Genomic DNA, 13,175 nt, shown 5'->3' with positions numbered 1-13,175 from the left:
GCCTCGGGGCTCCACTCTACTCCGCGCGTGCGGTGCCCGATGTGCCGGGACGACGTGCGTCCCCGGCCGGGTCGGCGACGCTCAGATCCGCAGATCGATGCGGTCGAAGGGTTCGTCGAGCTGGGGGGAGCTGGGGTACGACCCGACGCGCGGGCCGGTGGCCAGTGCGGAGATGGGGTGCACGAGCGGCAGGGCGGGCAGGTCCAGCAGCAGCGCCCGGTGGGCCCGCCGGTGCAGCTCGCGACGGCGCTCGTCGTCGAGCTCGGAGGCGGCGGCGTCGACGTCCTCGACCACCCGGGGATTCAGGTAGCGGGTCTCGGCGCGGCCCGAGCGGGCGAACGGCTCGAGGAAGGCGTGGGCGTCCCGATACAGGCCGTCCCGGCCGCGCAGGTGGAGCGCGCGCGAGCCGCGCTCGACGACGGCGCGCAGGTAGTCCTGGTCCGGGGGCACGGGCACGGGGCGCACGTGGATCCCGACGACGCCCAGGTCCTCGGCCACCATCGCCGCCACCCGCTCGGGCTCGGGCAGGCAGGGCCAGGCCACGCCGGCGGGGTGCATCAGCTCGAGCGGCTCGTCCTCATAGCCGGCCTGCTCGAGCAGCCGGCCCGCCCGCTCGGGGTTGATCTCGTACCGCGGCGCGTCCTCGACGCCCACGCCCAGCGCCGGCGGGACGAGGCCGTCGGCGATCGCGGTGCCCTGCAGGAACACGTCCGAGCGGGCCAGCCGCGGACGGTCCACCGCGAAGGCCACGGCCTGGCGCAGGTAGAGCGAGGACATCAGCGGGTGGTCCACGTTGAACCCGAGGTACAGCACGGAGAACGGGTCGCGGGGCAGCACCTGCGTGCCGGCCTCCACGAGCGGGCGCAGCTGGCCGGGGGCCACCACGTCGATCACGTCCGCGTGGCCGCGGCGCAGCTCCCGCAGCCGGGTGCTCGCCCGGCCCCACGCCGGCACTGCCGCCACGGGCAGGCCCGGCAGGTTCCGGCGGTGCTCCGGGTTGGGTGCCAGCACGGTGGTCTCGCCGGGCATGTGCAGGGCCTCGACGACGGCGGCCGCCTCCGCGTCGTCCGCGAACCGGTACGGGCCGGTGCCGGCGGGGGAGACGCCGTCCGCGTCCGCGGCGGCCCAGGAGGCGGGCGAGGATACCGCGAAGGCCGGGGAGCCGAGGGCGGCCGGCAGGTGCCGCAGCGGCCGGGACAGGTGGATGCGGACGGTGCGGTCGTCGTCGGCCTCCACGGCGGCGAACGCGGAGTCGGGGTCCGCGATGCCGCCGCCGAAGGCCGCGACGAACGCGGAGGGCAGCGGGTCGCCGTCGGCGGCCTCGGACCAGCGCCCCACGTTGGCCACCACCGCGGCGGCGTCGCACGGAGTGCCGTCGGAGAAGCGCAGCCCGCGCTGCAGGGTGAGCGTGTGGGTCAGGGCGTCCTCGGACAGGGCGTGCTCGGCGAGCTTGAGGGTGGGCGCGCCGGTGTCCGGGTCCACGCCCAGCAGCGGCTCCAGCACCTGGCGGAGCACCCGGAAGGTCTCCGAGTCCCAGGCGCGGACGGGGTCGCGGGTCAGCACCCGGGAGGGCGCGCCGACCACGAGGGGCCGCGGGGCCGCCGACGGCGAGGGGGAGACGGCCGTGGAGGATGGGGCCGCCGGGGTCGTGGTGGGCGGCGCGCCGCACGCGGACAGCCCCGAGCCGAGCCCGGCCAGGCCGAGGGCCAGGAACGTGCGACGGCTGGCGTCCAAGGGCTCCTCCTGGGGGCGGACGGGGGTGCGGCGGGCGACCGGCGGCAGGGGTGCGGGCGGGGGGACTCGAACCCCCACGTCCGTGGACACTGGAACCTAAATCCAGCGCGTCTGCCAGTTCCGCCACGCCCGCGCGCCCCGTGGGCCGGGGCGGTGCCCGATCCTACCGCCCGCGCGCGCCGGGCGTCCGGGTGCTCAGTCCTCCAGGCCCAGGGTGCGGCGCAGCCGGGCGACGTGCCCGGTGGCCTTGACGTTGTACTGGGCGTGGGTGACGCGGCCGTCCGGGCCGACCACCACGGTGGATCGGATGAGGCCCTCGTAGGTCTTGCCGTAGTTCTTCTTCTCACCCCAGGCCCCGTAGGCCTCGGCCACGGCGTGGTCCTCGTCGGAGAGGAGCGGGAACGTCAGGGACTCCTTCTGGGCGAACCGGATGATCTTGCCGATCGGGTCGGGGGAGATCCCCAGGACCCGGTACCCCGCGGCGGTCAGGGAGGCCAGGCTGTCGCGGAAGTCGCAGGCCTGCGCGGTGCAGCCGGGGGTGGCGGCGGCCGGGTAGAAGTACACGATCGTGCTCTTGCCCGCGGAGTCGCGCAGGGACACGGGGCGCCCGTCCTGGTCCTGCAGGGTGAACTCGGGGGCCGTGTTTCCGGGCTCGAGGCGGCGCGGGGCGGGGGAGGCGGTGTTCTCGGTCATGCCCCCACGATAGGCGGCGGCCCGTCGCTCCGGTCCTGCCGCGCCCCACCCGGCGGGCGCCGGAGACGGATCAGGCCCCGCCACCGGTCGGTGGCGGGGCCCGCGCTGTGCACCCCCCGGGACTTGAACCCGGAACCTGCTGATTAAGAGTCAGATGCTCTGCCAATTGAGCTAGAGGTGCAGGTGCCGCAGTGGCCGTCCGGATCGCTCCTCGGGCCGTTGCAACGAGGTGAGACTCTACACGCCCTCTCCGGGGCCGTGCAAATCGGGGTCGGGGCGGACCTCGTAGAGGCGGTCCAGCTCGTCCATGAAGGCCGTCATGAAGCCGTGGAAGTCCGCGGCGTCGCCGGCCTGGTCGAGCTCGGCCGTGCCGTCCTCGGAGGCCGAGCCGACCGGCACCCGCGGGTGGTCGACCACCTCGAACCAGGTGCGGAATCCGGTCACCGTCTCGACCTGGTACCCGGTGCCGGTGTCGGCGACCGTGGCCACATTGGCCAGGGCCACGCTCACCACGCCGGGCAGGGTGCCGGTGGCCGGGTCCGCGAGCGCGTCCGCCGCGTCCTCCGTCAGGTCGGCGGCGACGGCGTCCACCGGGTCCACGGGGCACAGCAGCATCTCCAGCGGGGAGTGACGGTAGCCGATCACGTGGGGCAGGGAGCCGCCGGAGGGCTGGGCGTAGACCAGGTTGTAGTCGCCGTGGTTGAACACCCGCGCGTCGAACACGCCGCGCAGGCGCCGCTGGAGGGTGGGCGAGTCCATGGCCATGCCTCCAACGTACTGGCGGGCCCCGGCGGCTGTCAGGGGGCGCGCGGCCGCGGTCCGTCACGGTCCGTCGTCCCGGTCTCGGCGTGAGGACCGGTCACTAGACTGCGCCCCATGCAGACTCCCCCCGCTGACCGCTCCGCCCAGGACGCCACCACAGGACCCGACATGAAGCCGCGCTCGCGCGATGTCACCGACGGGATGGAGCGCACGGCCGCGCGCGGCATGCTGCGTGCCGTGGGCATGGGGGACGAGGACTTCGACAAGCCGCAGATCGGCATCGCGTCGTCCTGGAACGAGATCACGCCGTGCAACCTCTCCCTGGACCGGCTGGCCCAGGCCTCGAAGGAGGGCGTGCACGCTGCCGGGGGCTTCCCCCTCGAGTTCGGCACGGTGTCCGTCTCGGACGGCATCTCCATGGGGCATGAGGGGATGCACTTCTCCCTCGTCTCCCGCGAGGTGATCGCGGACTCCGTGGAGACCGTCATGATGGCCGAGCGCCTCGACGGCTCGGTGCTGCTGGCCGGGTGCGACAAGTCCCTCCCCGGCATGCTCATGGCCGCCGCACGCCTGGACCTGGCCTCCGTGTTCGTCTACGCCGGGTCGATCATGCCGGGCGTGGCCCGCCTGACGGACGGCACGGAGAAGCAGGTCACCATCATCGACGCGTTCGAGGCGGTCGGCGCGTGCGCGCGCGGCCTGATGTCCGAGGAGGACCTGCTGCGCATCGAGAAGGCCATCGCCCCGGGCGAGGGCGCGTGCGGCGGCATGTACACCGCCAACACCATGGCCTCGATCGGCGAGGCCCTGGGCATGTCCCTGCCGGGATCGGCCGCGGCCCCCTCGGCCGACCGTCGTCGTGACGCCTTCGCCCGACGCTCCGGCGAGGCCGTGGTCGGGATGCTGCGCCAGGGCATCACGGCTCGGGACGTCATGACCAAGCCGGCGTTCGAGAACGCGATCGCCGTAACCATGGCGTTCGGCGGCTCGACCAACGCCGTGCTCCACCTGCTCGCCATCGCCCGCGAGGCCGGGGTGGACCTGCAGCTGTCCGACTTCAACCGCATCGCGGACCGGGTCCCGCACATCGCGGACCTCAAGCCCTTCGGCCGGTATGTGATGACGGACGTGGACCGGGTCGGCGGGGTCCCGGTGGTGATGAAGGCCCTGCTGGACGAGGGCCTGCTGCACGGCGACGCCCTCACGGTGACCGGCAGGACCCTCGCGGAGAACCTGGCGGACCTCGCCCCGGATCCGGTGGACGGCACCGTCATCCGGGAGATGCACGACCCCCTGCACCCCAACGGCGGCATCGCCATCCTGCACGGCTCGCTGGCCCCCGAGGGCGCCGTCGTGAAGTCCGCGGGCTTCGACGCCGACGTCTTCGAGGGGACCGCGCGCGTCTTCGACCGGGAGCGGGCCGCGATGGACGCCCTCGAGGACGGCACCATCCGGGCGGGCGACGTCGTCGTGATCCGCTACGAGGGCCCGAAGGGCGGTCCGGGCATGCGCGAGATGCTGGCGATCACCGGCGCCATCAAGGGGGCCGGCCTGGGCAGGGACGTCCTGCTGATCACGGACGGCCGCTTCTCCGGCGGCACCACGGGACTGTGCATCGGCCACATCGCACCGGAGGCCGCGGAGGGCGGCCCGATCGGGCTGGTGCAGGACGGCGACCGCATCCGCGTGGACATCGCGCGCCGCACGATGGACCTGCTGGTGGACGAGGCCGAGCTCGCCGCCCGCCGCGCGGCCTGGGAGCCGGTGGCGCCGAAGTTCACCACCGGCGTGCTCGGCAAGTACGCCAAGCTCGTCCACTCGGCCGCCGAGGGCGCCTACCTCGGCTGAGGCGCACGGAAGACCCCGCGCCCCGGCCGGCGGTGCGGGGTCTCACCATCTGGTGAGCGCTCTCACATGATGAGACGGGGCGGACGCGGATGGAGCGGCCGCGTCGGCGGCGACCATACTGAGAGCACCCCCCGAGGATCCGGCGGTCCGCGTTCCCACCTCAGACCGGCCACGCCCGACGATCCGTCCCCGCGGCACACGACCCCGCCGGCCCGGACGGATCCCCGGCATCGACGTCGACCGCCCCCGAGGCGGCCGGCCCAGCAGCGAACGCAGTGAGGTGCACCATGAGCACGACCCCCCGCGCCACCGCTCCGGCGGCGCCCACCGGACGGGACCAGCGCGGCCCCGCCCGCCCCGAGACCGTGGAGCCCCGCGTGCCCGGCCCCCGCGCCGAGGTCCCGCCCACCGTCATGGCCGGCTCCGCGGCCGTCATCCGCTCACTCGAGGAGCTCGGTGTCACCGACGTCTTCGGGCTCCCGGGCGGCGCGATCCTGCCCACCTACGACCCGCTGATGGACTCCGAGCGGATCCGGCACATCCTCGTGCGCCACGAGCAGGGCGCCGGCCACGCCGCCCAGGGGTACCACCTGGCCACCGGTCGGGTCGGGGTGGCGATCGCCACCTCGGGCCCCGGCGCCACGAACCTCGTGACCGCGATCGCGGACGCCCACATGGACTCCCAGGCGGTCGTGTTCATCACCGGCCAGGTCAGCTCGGCGGCCATCGGCTCGGACGCCTTCCAGGAGGCGGACATCGTGGGGATCACGATGCCCATCACCAAACACTCCCGCCTGGTCACGAGGGCCGAGGACATCCCCGCCGCCCTGGCGGAGGCGTTCCACATCGCGGGCACCGGCCGACCCGGCCCCGTGCTGGTCGACATCACCAAGGACGCGCAGCAGGCCGAGCTCGAGTTCTCCTGGCCGCCGCGGATCGACCTGCCCGGCTACCGGCCGGTGCTGCGCGGACACCCCCGTCAGGTGCGCGAGGCCGCCCGGCTCGTCCGCGAGGCCCGGCGCCCCGTGCTGTACGTGGGCGGCGGCGTGGCCCGCGGCGACGCCCACGAGGAGCTCGCCGAGCTGGCGGAGCTCACGGGCGCACCCGTGGTCACCACGCTCACCGCCCGCGGCGTCTTCCCGGACTCGCACCCGCAGAACCTCGGCATGCCCGGCATGCACGGCGGGGTCCCCGCCGTGGCCGCACTGCAGCAGGCCGACCTGCTCATCACCCTGGGCGCCCGCTTCGACGACCGCGTGACCGGCCACCTGGCCTCCTTCGCGCCGGGCGCCAAGGTCATCCACGCGGACATCGACCCCGCCGAGATCTCGAAGAACCGGATCGCCGACGTGCCGATCGTGGGCTCGGTGAAGGAGATCATCCCGGACCTCGTGGCCGAGCTGCGCGCCCAGTCGCGGCAGGCACCGCTGCCGGACCTGTCCGCGTGGTGGTCCACCCTCGACCGGCTGCGGAGGACCTATCCGCTGGGGTTCACCCCCACGGAGGACGGGCTCATGGCCCCCCAGCAGGTGATCTCGCGGATCTCGGCGCTGTCCGGGCCGGAGGCCACCTACGTCTCCGGCGTGGGCCAGCACCAGATGTGGGCCAGCCACTTCGTCGAGTACGAGCGTCCGCGCCAGTGGCTGAACTCCTCGGGCCTGGGCACCATGGGCTTCGCCGTGCCGGCCGCCATGGGCGCCCAGGTCGCCGAGCCGCAGCGCACCGTGTGGGCGATCGACGGCGACGGCTGCTTCCAGATGACCAACCAGGAGCTGGCCACCTGTGTGATCAACGGCATCCCGATCAAGGTCGCCGTGATCAACAACTCCTCCCTCGGCATGGTCCGCCAGTGGCAGACGCTGTTCTACGAGCAGCGGTACTCCAACACGGACCTGGACACCGGCCACGGCACCCGTCGCGTGCCCGACTTCGTCAAGCTCGCCGACGCATACGGGGCCGCCGGCCTGCGCTGCGAGCGGGAGGCGGACCTGGACGCCACCATCCAGGAGGCCCTCGCGGTCCGGGACCGGCCCGTCGTCGTCGACTTCGTGGTCTCCCGCGATGCGATGGTGTGGCCCATGGTGCCCGCCGGCGTGAGCAACGACGCGATCCAGATCGCCCGGGGCATGACCCCCGATTGGGACCAGGAAGACTGAGGAGGGCCACGATGGAACGCCACACCCTGTCCGTGCTCGTCGAGGACGTGCCCGGCACTCTGACCCGCGTGGCCGGCCTGTTCGCCCGGCGCGCCTTCAACATCCACTCGCTCGCCGTGGGCGTCACCGAGGTGCCCGGCATCTCGCGGATGACCGTGGTGGTGGACGCGGACCCGCACCTGCTGGAGCAGGTGACCAAGCAGCTGAACAAGCTCATCAACGTCATCAAGGTGGTCGAGCTCACCGCCGACTCCTCCGTCCAGCGGGACCACCTGCTGGTCAAGGTGCGCGCGGACGCGAGCGTGCGCGGCCAGGTGGTCCAGGCGGCCGACCTGTTCCGCGCGCACGTGGTGGACGTCTCCCCGGACTCGCTCACGCTCGAGGCCACCGGCACCCGGGACAAGCTCGCCGCGTTCCTGGAGATGATGGAGCCCTACGGCATCCGCGAGCTCGTCCGCTCCGGCACCCTCGCGCTGGCCCGCGGCCCGCGCTCCATGACCGACCGGGCCCTCGCGCGCTGAGCCGCGGACCCGACCGACCCCCGACCCCCGACACGCCAAGGAGAACACCATGCCCGTGAAGAAGTTCTACGACGACGACGCCGACCTCTCGATCATCCAGGGCCGCACCGTGGCCGTGATCGGCTACGGCTCCCAGGGCCACGCCCACTCGCTCTCGCTGCGCGACTCCGGCGTGGACGTGCGCATCGGTCTCGCCGAGGGCTCCGTGTCCCGTGCCAAGGCCGAGGCCGAGGGCCTGCGCGTGGTGGACGTCGCCACCGCGGCCGCCGAGGCGGACCTGATCATGATCCTCACCCCGGACCAGGTCCAGGCGCAGGTCTACCAGGAGCACATCGCCCCGAACCTGCAGGAGGGCGACGCCCTGTTCTTCGCTCACGGGTTCAACGTGCGGTTCGGCTACATCGAGGCCCCCGAGGGCGTCGACGTCGCCCTGGTGGCACCCAAGGGCCCGGGTCACGTGGTCCGCCGCGAGTTCGAGGCCGGCCGCGGCGTGCCGGCGCTGATCGCCGTGGAGCAGGACGCCTCCGGCCAGGCCCATGCCCTCGCCCTGTCCTACGCCAAGGCCATCGGCGGCACCCGCGCCGGCGTCATCGAGACCACCTTCGCCGAGGAGACCGAGACCGACCTGTTCGGCGAGCAGGCCGTGCTCTGCGGCGGCGCCTCCCAGCTGGTGCAGTACGGCTTCGAGACCCTCACTGAGGCCGGCTACCAGCCGGAGATCGCCTACTTCGAGGTGCTGCACGAGCTGAAGCTCATCGTCGACCTCATGGTCGAGGGCGGCATCGCCAAGCAGCGCTGGTCCGTCTCCGACACCGCCGAGTACGGCGACTACGTCTCCGGCCCGCGCGTCATCACCCCCGACGTGAAGGAGAACATGAAGGCCGTGCTGGCCGACATCCAGTCCGGCGCCTTCGCGCAGCGCTTCATGGAGGACCAGGCCGCCGGCGGCCCCGAGTTCACGGAGCTGCGCGCGAAGGGCGAGCAGCACCCGATCGAGAAGACCGGCCGCGAGCTGCGCCAGATGTTCGCCTGGCTCAAGGACTCCGACGACGACTACACCGAGGGCACCGCCGCCCGCTGACCCGGACCCCGGCCCCGCCCTCCCGCCGCGCGGAGCCCCCGGACCCCGACGGCGCCGGTCACCCCGCGAGGTGACCGGCGCCGTCGTCGTATTCGCACCCCTGCATATCCATGCGGCTAGGCTCGGAGCACCGACCTGGCCCCCGCCCCCTCACCGAAGGAAGTGCCGTGAGCGCTGCCCAGCCCGTCGTCCTGATCGCCGAAGAGCTCTCTCCCGCCACCGTCGAGGCCCTGGGCCCCGACTTCGAGATCCGCCACACCGACGGCGCCGACCGCGCCCGCCTGCTGGCGGACCTGCCCGGCGCCTCCGCGGTGCTCGTCCGCTCCGCCACGCAGATGGACGCCGAGGCGATCGCCGCCGCCCCGGACCTGAAGGTGATCGCGCGCGCGGGCGTGGGCCTGGACAACGTGGACGTCGCCGCCGCCACCGAGGCCGGCGTCATGGTGGTCAACGCGCCCACGTCCAACATCATCTCGGCGGCCGAGCTGACCTGCGGCCACATCCTCTCCGCCGCGCGCAACATCGCCCCGGCCAACCGCGCCTTGAAGGCGGGGGAGTGGAAGCGCTCCAAGTACGCCGGCGTGGAGCTGTTCGGGAAGCGCCTCGGCGTGATCGGCCTCGGCCGGATCGGCGCGCTCGTGGCCGAGCGCATGCGCGCGTTCGGCATGGAGATCCTGGCCTACGACCCGTACATCAGCGCGGCCCGCGCCCAGCAGCTGGGCGCCACGCTCGTGGACCTGGACACCCTGCTCGAGCGCGCGGACTTCGTGACGATCCACATGCCCAAGACCCCCGAGACGGTCGGCATGATCTCGGACGCGCAGCTCGCCCGCATGAAGGACACCGCGTTCGTCGTCAACGTGGCCCGCGGCGGCCTGATCGACGAGGACGCCCTCGACCGCGCGCTGGCCTCCGGCACGATCGCCGGTGCCGGCGTGGACGTGTTCTCCTCCGAGCCCGCCACGGACCTGCCGTTCTTCCGTCACGACTCCGCCGTGGTGACCCCCCATCTGGGCGCCTCCACCGCCGAGGCGCAGGAGAAGGCCGGCGTGTCCGTGGCGAAGTCCGTGCGGCTCGCGCTGGCCGGCGAGCTCGTGCCGGACGCCGTGAACGTGGCCGGCGGCGTCATCCACGAGGATGTGCGCCCGGGCCTGCCGCTGGCGGAGAAGCTCGGTCGCGTCCTCTCCGCCCTCGTGGGGGAGCAGTCGCTGTCCGCGGTCGAGGTCGAGGTGGCCGGGGAGATCGCGTCCCTCGACGTGTCCGCACTGCGCCTGGCCGCCCTCAAGGGGGTCTTCACGGACATCGTCTCGGAGCAGGTGTCCTACGTGAACGCCCCGCTGCTCGCCGAGCAGCGCGGCGTCGAGGCGCGCCTGAGCACCACTGAGCAGGCCGAGTCCTACCGGAACACCATCACGGTGCGCGCGGCCACGGCCCAGGGCGGGCAGACCTCCGTGACCGGCACCCTGACCGGTCCCCGGCAGGTGCAGAAGCTCGTGGGCGTGGACCGTCACGAGGTGGAGGTGCCGCTGGCCGACCACCTGCTGATCTTCTCCTACGCCGACCGTCCCGGCGTGATCGGCTCGCTCGGCCAGGCGCTGGGCGCCCAGCAGGTGAACATCGCCGGCATGGACGTCTCCCGGGACGAGGACGGCACCGCTCTGGCCGTGCTGACGCTCGACGCCGGCCTCCAGCCCGGGACCGCCGAGGCCCTGGGCGGGGCCATCGGCGCCTCGCGGGCCGCCGAGGTGGACCTGTCCCGCTGAGCCTGGGCCGAGCCGGGCGGGCGTGGGCGGATGCCCCGCCGGCCCGGTCTCACGTGCGCGCCTCACCTGGATGTGTTCAGATGGTGTCCACGCCCGCTTCACCGTCCTCTCCGGTCCTCCCGCCGTCCGACCCGGTGCTCGACGCCGACGGGGCGGCCCGCCGGCCGCGCGCCGTCCAGGGCCGGTGGGCCCGCCGGGTCGCGGCCACGCTGATCGGGGTGAGCCTGCTGCTCACCCTCTGGTCCTGGGCCCTCCCGTTCGTCTTCGGCTTCGGTGTGCGGCAGATGCCGTGGTGGCGCAGCTTCTTCGAGGTCAACCACGAGGTGAACCTCGCGGCGTGGTGGAGCGCGGGGCTGCTGCTGCTCGGCGCCGTCGGGTTCACCGTCGTCGGGCTGGTCCGGCGGTCGCTGCGGGCGGACCGGCGCTGGGGACTGCTGGCCTGGCTCACCCCGTCGGCGCTGCTGGCCGCCATGAGCCTGGACGAGTTCACGCAGATCCACGAGCGCGCCGGAGACGTGTGGGACACGCTGCCCTTCACGGGGGAGAACCCGCTGCACGCCTTCCAGTGGCTCATCCTCGGCGCCCCCGTGGCGGTCCTGGTGATCGGGCTGCTCGCCCTCAGCGCGGTGCGCCTGCCGCGCTGCACGCGCGCCCTGACGGTCAGCGGCATCACGGTGTTCTTCCTCGGGGCGATCATCCTGGAGTCCCTGCCCCTGCTGTTCGGCATCGGACGCAGCACGTGGACGTACCACGCCGTGACCCACGCCGAGGAGCTCGTGGAGATGATCGGCTCCTCCCTGCTGGTCGTGGCGCCCTGGGCGCACCTGCACCTGCGTCGCGCTCCCGGCAGCCTCCTGGTGACCACCGACGGCGCCCCCGACGCCCACCCGGACCCGTCCGCGGCCGACGTCGTGCCCCGCCCGGCCGCCGGGGCCACCGGTAGACTCGGGGACCGTGACTGACGAGCGTGCGCCCTACTACCTGACCACCGCGATCCACTACCCCAACGGCGAGCCGCACATCGGCCACGCCTACGAGATGGTGGGTGCGGACGCGATGGCGCGCTTCGCCCGGCTGGACGGCCGGGACGTCCGCTTCCTCACCGGCACGGACGAGCACGGCCAGAAGATGGCCCAGACCGCCGAGCGCGAGGGCGTGACCCCGCTCGAGCTGGCCACGCGCAACTCCGCCGCGTTCCAGCGGATGGACGACGAGGTCCTGGACGTCTCCTACGACCGGTTCATCCGCACCACGGACGCCGACCACCACGCCGCCGCCCAGGAGCTGTGGCGTCGGATGGAGGCCAACGGGGACATCTACCTGGACCGGTACGCCGGCTGGTACTCCGTGCGCGACGAGCGCTTCTTCGCCGAGGACGAGACCGAGGTCCGCGAGGACGGCACGCGCGTGGCGGTGGAGACCGGCACCGAGGTCACGTGGACCGAGGAGGAGTCCTACTTCTTCCGCCTCTCGAAGTACCAGGAGCCGCTGCTGGCCCACTACCGGGAGCACCCGGACTTCGCCGCGCCGCGCTCGCGGTTCAACGAGGTCATCCGCTTCGTGGAGGGCGGGCTCGAGGACCTGTCCATCTCGCGCACCTCGTTCGACTGGGGCATCGCCCTGCCGCCGGCCGCCGAGGGCGCCGACGACGCGGGGTCCCGCGGCGATCACGTCATGTACGTCTGGGTGGACGCCCTGACCAACTACCTCACCGGCGCCGGCTGGCCCGAGCAGGACACCGACGCGTTCGCACGCTTCTGGCCCGCGGACGTCCACATCATCGGCAAGGACATCTCCCGCTTCCACTGCGTCTTCTGGCCCGCGTTCCTGATGTCCGCGGGGGTGGAGCTGCCGAAGCGCGTGATGATCCACGGCTTCCTGAACAACGACGGCGAGAAGATGTCCAAGTCCCTGGGCAACGTCGTCGCCCCGGCGGAGTGGGTCGCCCGCTACGGCCTGGACGCCGTGCGCTTCTTCCTGCTGCGCGAGTTCCCGTTCGGCGCGGACGGCTCCTACAGCCACGACGCCGTCGTGGGCCGCAAGAACGCCGACCTGGCCAACAACCTCGGCAACCTCGCCCAGCGCTCCCTCTCCATGGTGGCCAAGAACTGCGACGCCGCCGTGCCGGAGCCGGGCGCGCTCACCGAAGCCGACGCAGCGATCCTCGCGCAGGTGGACGCGCTGCTCGAGCGCACCCGCTCCGCCTACGCGGTGCAGGACTTCCACGACGCGCTCGAGGAGACGTGGCGCGTGCTGGGCGAGGTCAACGCGTACTTCGCGGACCAGGCCCCGTGGGTGCTGAAGAAGACCGACGAGTCCCGCATGCGCACCGTCCTCTACGTGACCCTGCAGGCCGTGCGTCGAGTCGCCCTGCTGGTCCAGCCGGTGATGCCCGCCTCCGCCTCCCGGCTGCTGGACCTGGTGGGCGTGCCCGCCGAGGGCGACGCCGGCCGCACCGGCGCCTCGGGCACCGGCGCGCGGTCCTTCGCGGCCTTCGCCGAGGACCTCGTGCCCGGCACGGCCCTGCCGAAGCCGGTGGGCGTGTTCCCCCGCCACGAGGAGCCCGCCGAGGGCTGAGCCGCCCGCCCCGACCTGGTCCGGCCCCCTGGCCCGGTCC

Annotated in this window: 10 protein-coding genes and 2 tRNA genes; 7 read left to right on the top strand and 5 right to left on the bottom strand. The window is 73.3% G+C overall.

The features are described 5' to 3' along the window. Window positions 1-81: 81 nt before the first annotated feature. The 5 genes from BJ976_RS06835 to BJ976_RS06815 form a co-directional block, all read right to left on the bottom strand. Complete coding sequence (locus BJ976_RS06835) at window positions 82-1,734, bottom strand: ABC transporter substrate-binding protein (RefSeq protein WP_135028165.1); 1,653 nt, start codon at window positions 1,732-1,734, stop codon at window positions 82-84. Between the two features lie 51 nt (window positions 1,735-1,785). After that, window positions 1,786-1,867, bottom strand: a tRNA-Leu gene (locus BJ976_RS06830). Window positions 1,868-1,929: 62 nt separating this feature from the next. Next, window positions 1,930-2,427 (bottom strand): thioredoxin-dependent thiol peroxidase, encoded by a 498-nt coding sequence (gene bcp / locus BJ976_RS06825; RefSeq protein WP_135028163.1) that lies wholly within the window; start codon window positions 2,425-2,427, stop codon window positions 1,930-1,932. Window positions 2,428-2,535: 108 nt separating this feature from the next. Continuing rightward, a tRNA-Lys gene (locus tag BJ976_RS06820) sits at window positions 2,536-2,608 on the bottom strand. Window positions 2,609-2,664: 56 nt separating this feature from the next. Then, on the bottom strand, window positions 2,665-3,186 hold the full coding sequence (locus tag BJ976_RS06815) for a hypothetical protein (RefSeq protein WP_135028161.1): 522 nt from the start codon (window positions 3,184-3,186) through the stop codon (window positions 2,665-2,667). Window positions 3,187-3,303: 117 nt separating this feature from the next. On the opposite strand from BJ976_RS06815, the gene ilvD reads away from it, so the two are divergent. The 7 genes from ilvD to metG all read left to right on the top strand — a co-directional run bounded on the left by ilvD (window position 3,304) and on the right by metG (window position 13,135). Next, on the top strand, window positions 3,304-5,037 hold the full coding sequence (ilvD, locus tag BJ976_RS06810) for a dihydroxy-acid dehydratase (protein WP_135028159.1): 1,734 nt from the start codon (window positions 3,304-3,306) through the stop codon (window positions 5,035-5,037). A gap of 287 nt (window positions 5,038-5,324) precedes the next feature. Continuing rightward, a complete protein-coding gene (locus tag BJ976_RS06805) occupies window positions 5,325-7,193 on the top strand; it encodes an acetolactate synthase large subunit (RefSeq protein ID WP_135028157.1) in 1,869 nt (622 codons plus the stop codon). 11 nt (window positions 7,194-7,204) lie between these two features. Next, complete coding sequence (ilvN, locus tag BJ976_RS06800; RefSeq protein ID WP_135028155.1) at window positions 7,205-7,714, top strand: acetolactate synthase small subunit; 510 nt, start codon at window positions 7,205-7,207, stop codon at window positions 7,712-7,714. A gap of 49 nt (window positions 7,715-7,763) precedes the next feature. Continuing rightward, on the top strand, window positions 7,764-8,795 hold the full coding sequence (gene ilvC / locus BJ976_RS06795; RefSeq protein WP_135028153.1) for a ketol-acid reductoisomerase: 1,032 nt from the start codon (window positions 7,764-7,766) through the stop codon (window positions 8,793-8,795). Window positions 8,796-8,962: 167 nt separating this feature from the next. Beyond that, window positions 8,963-10,558 (top strand): phosphoglycerate dehydrogenase, encoded by a 1,596-nt coding sequence (serA, locus tag BJ976_RS06790; RefSeq protein ID WP_135028151.1) that lies wholly within the window; start codon window positions 8,963-8,965, stop codon window positions 10,556-10,558. Between the two features lie 80 nt (window positions 10,559-10,638). Beyond that, the gene (locus tag BJ976_RS06785) at window positions 10,639-11,520 is read left to right on the top strand and encodes a DUF8692 domain-containing protein (protein ID WP_229667106.1); all 882 of its coding nucleotides are present in this window, start codon (window positions 10,639-10,641) and stop codon (window positions 11,518-11,520) included. Continuing rightward, window positions 11,513-13,135: a methionine--tRNA ligase gene (gene metG / locus BJ976_RS06780; RefSeq protein ID WP_135028149.1), complete on the top strand. Its 1,623-nt coding sequence runs from the start codon at window positions 11,513-11,515 to the stop codon at window positions 13,133-13,135. The genes BJ976_RS06785 and metG overlap by 8 nt, the downstream gene beginning before the upstream one ends. Window positions 13,136-13,175: the final 40 nt, after the last annotated feature.

The sequence above is a fragment of the Micrococcus flavus genome, assembly GCF_014204815.1.
Lineage (GTDB): Bacteria > Actinomycetota > Actinomycetes > Actinomycetales > Micrococcaceae > Micrococcus > Micrococcus flavus.
This window is presented reverse-complemented; position numbering and strand designations above follow the sequence as displayed.

Bases quoted from the DNA above. Each gene is read 5' to 3' on its own strand.
- ilvN (WP_135028155.1), top strand. From the start codon at position 7,205: ATGGAACGCCACACCCTGTCCGTGCTCGTCGAGGACGTGCCCGGCACT.
- BJ976_RS06805 (WP_135028157.1), top strand. From the start codon at position 5,325: ATGAGCACGACCCCCCGCGCCACCGCTCCGGCGGCGCCCACCGGACGG.
- bcp (WP_135028163.1), bottom strand. From the start codon at position 2,427: ATGACCGAGAACACCGCCTCCCCCGCCCCGCGCCGCCTCGAGCCCGGA.
- BJ976_RS06785 (WP_229667106.1), top strand. From the start codon at position 10,639: ATGGTGTCCACGCCCGCTTCACCGTCCTCTCCGGTCCTCCCGCCGTCC.
- ilvC (WP_135028153.1), top strand. From the start codon at position 7,764: ATGCCCGTGAAGAAGTTCTACGACGACGACGCCGACCTCTCGATCATC.
- ilvD (WP_135028159.1), top strand. From the start codon at position 3,304: ATGCAGACTCCCCCCGCTGACCGCTCCGCCCAGGACGCCACCACAGGA.
- BJ976_RS06815 (WP_135028161.1), bottom strand. From the start codon at position 3,186: ATGGACTCGCCCACCCTCCAGCGGCGCCTGCGCGGCGTGTTCGACGCG.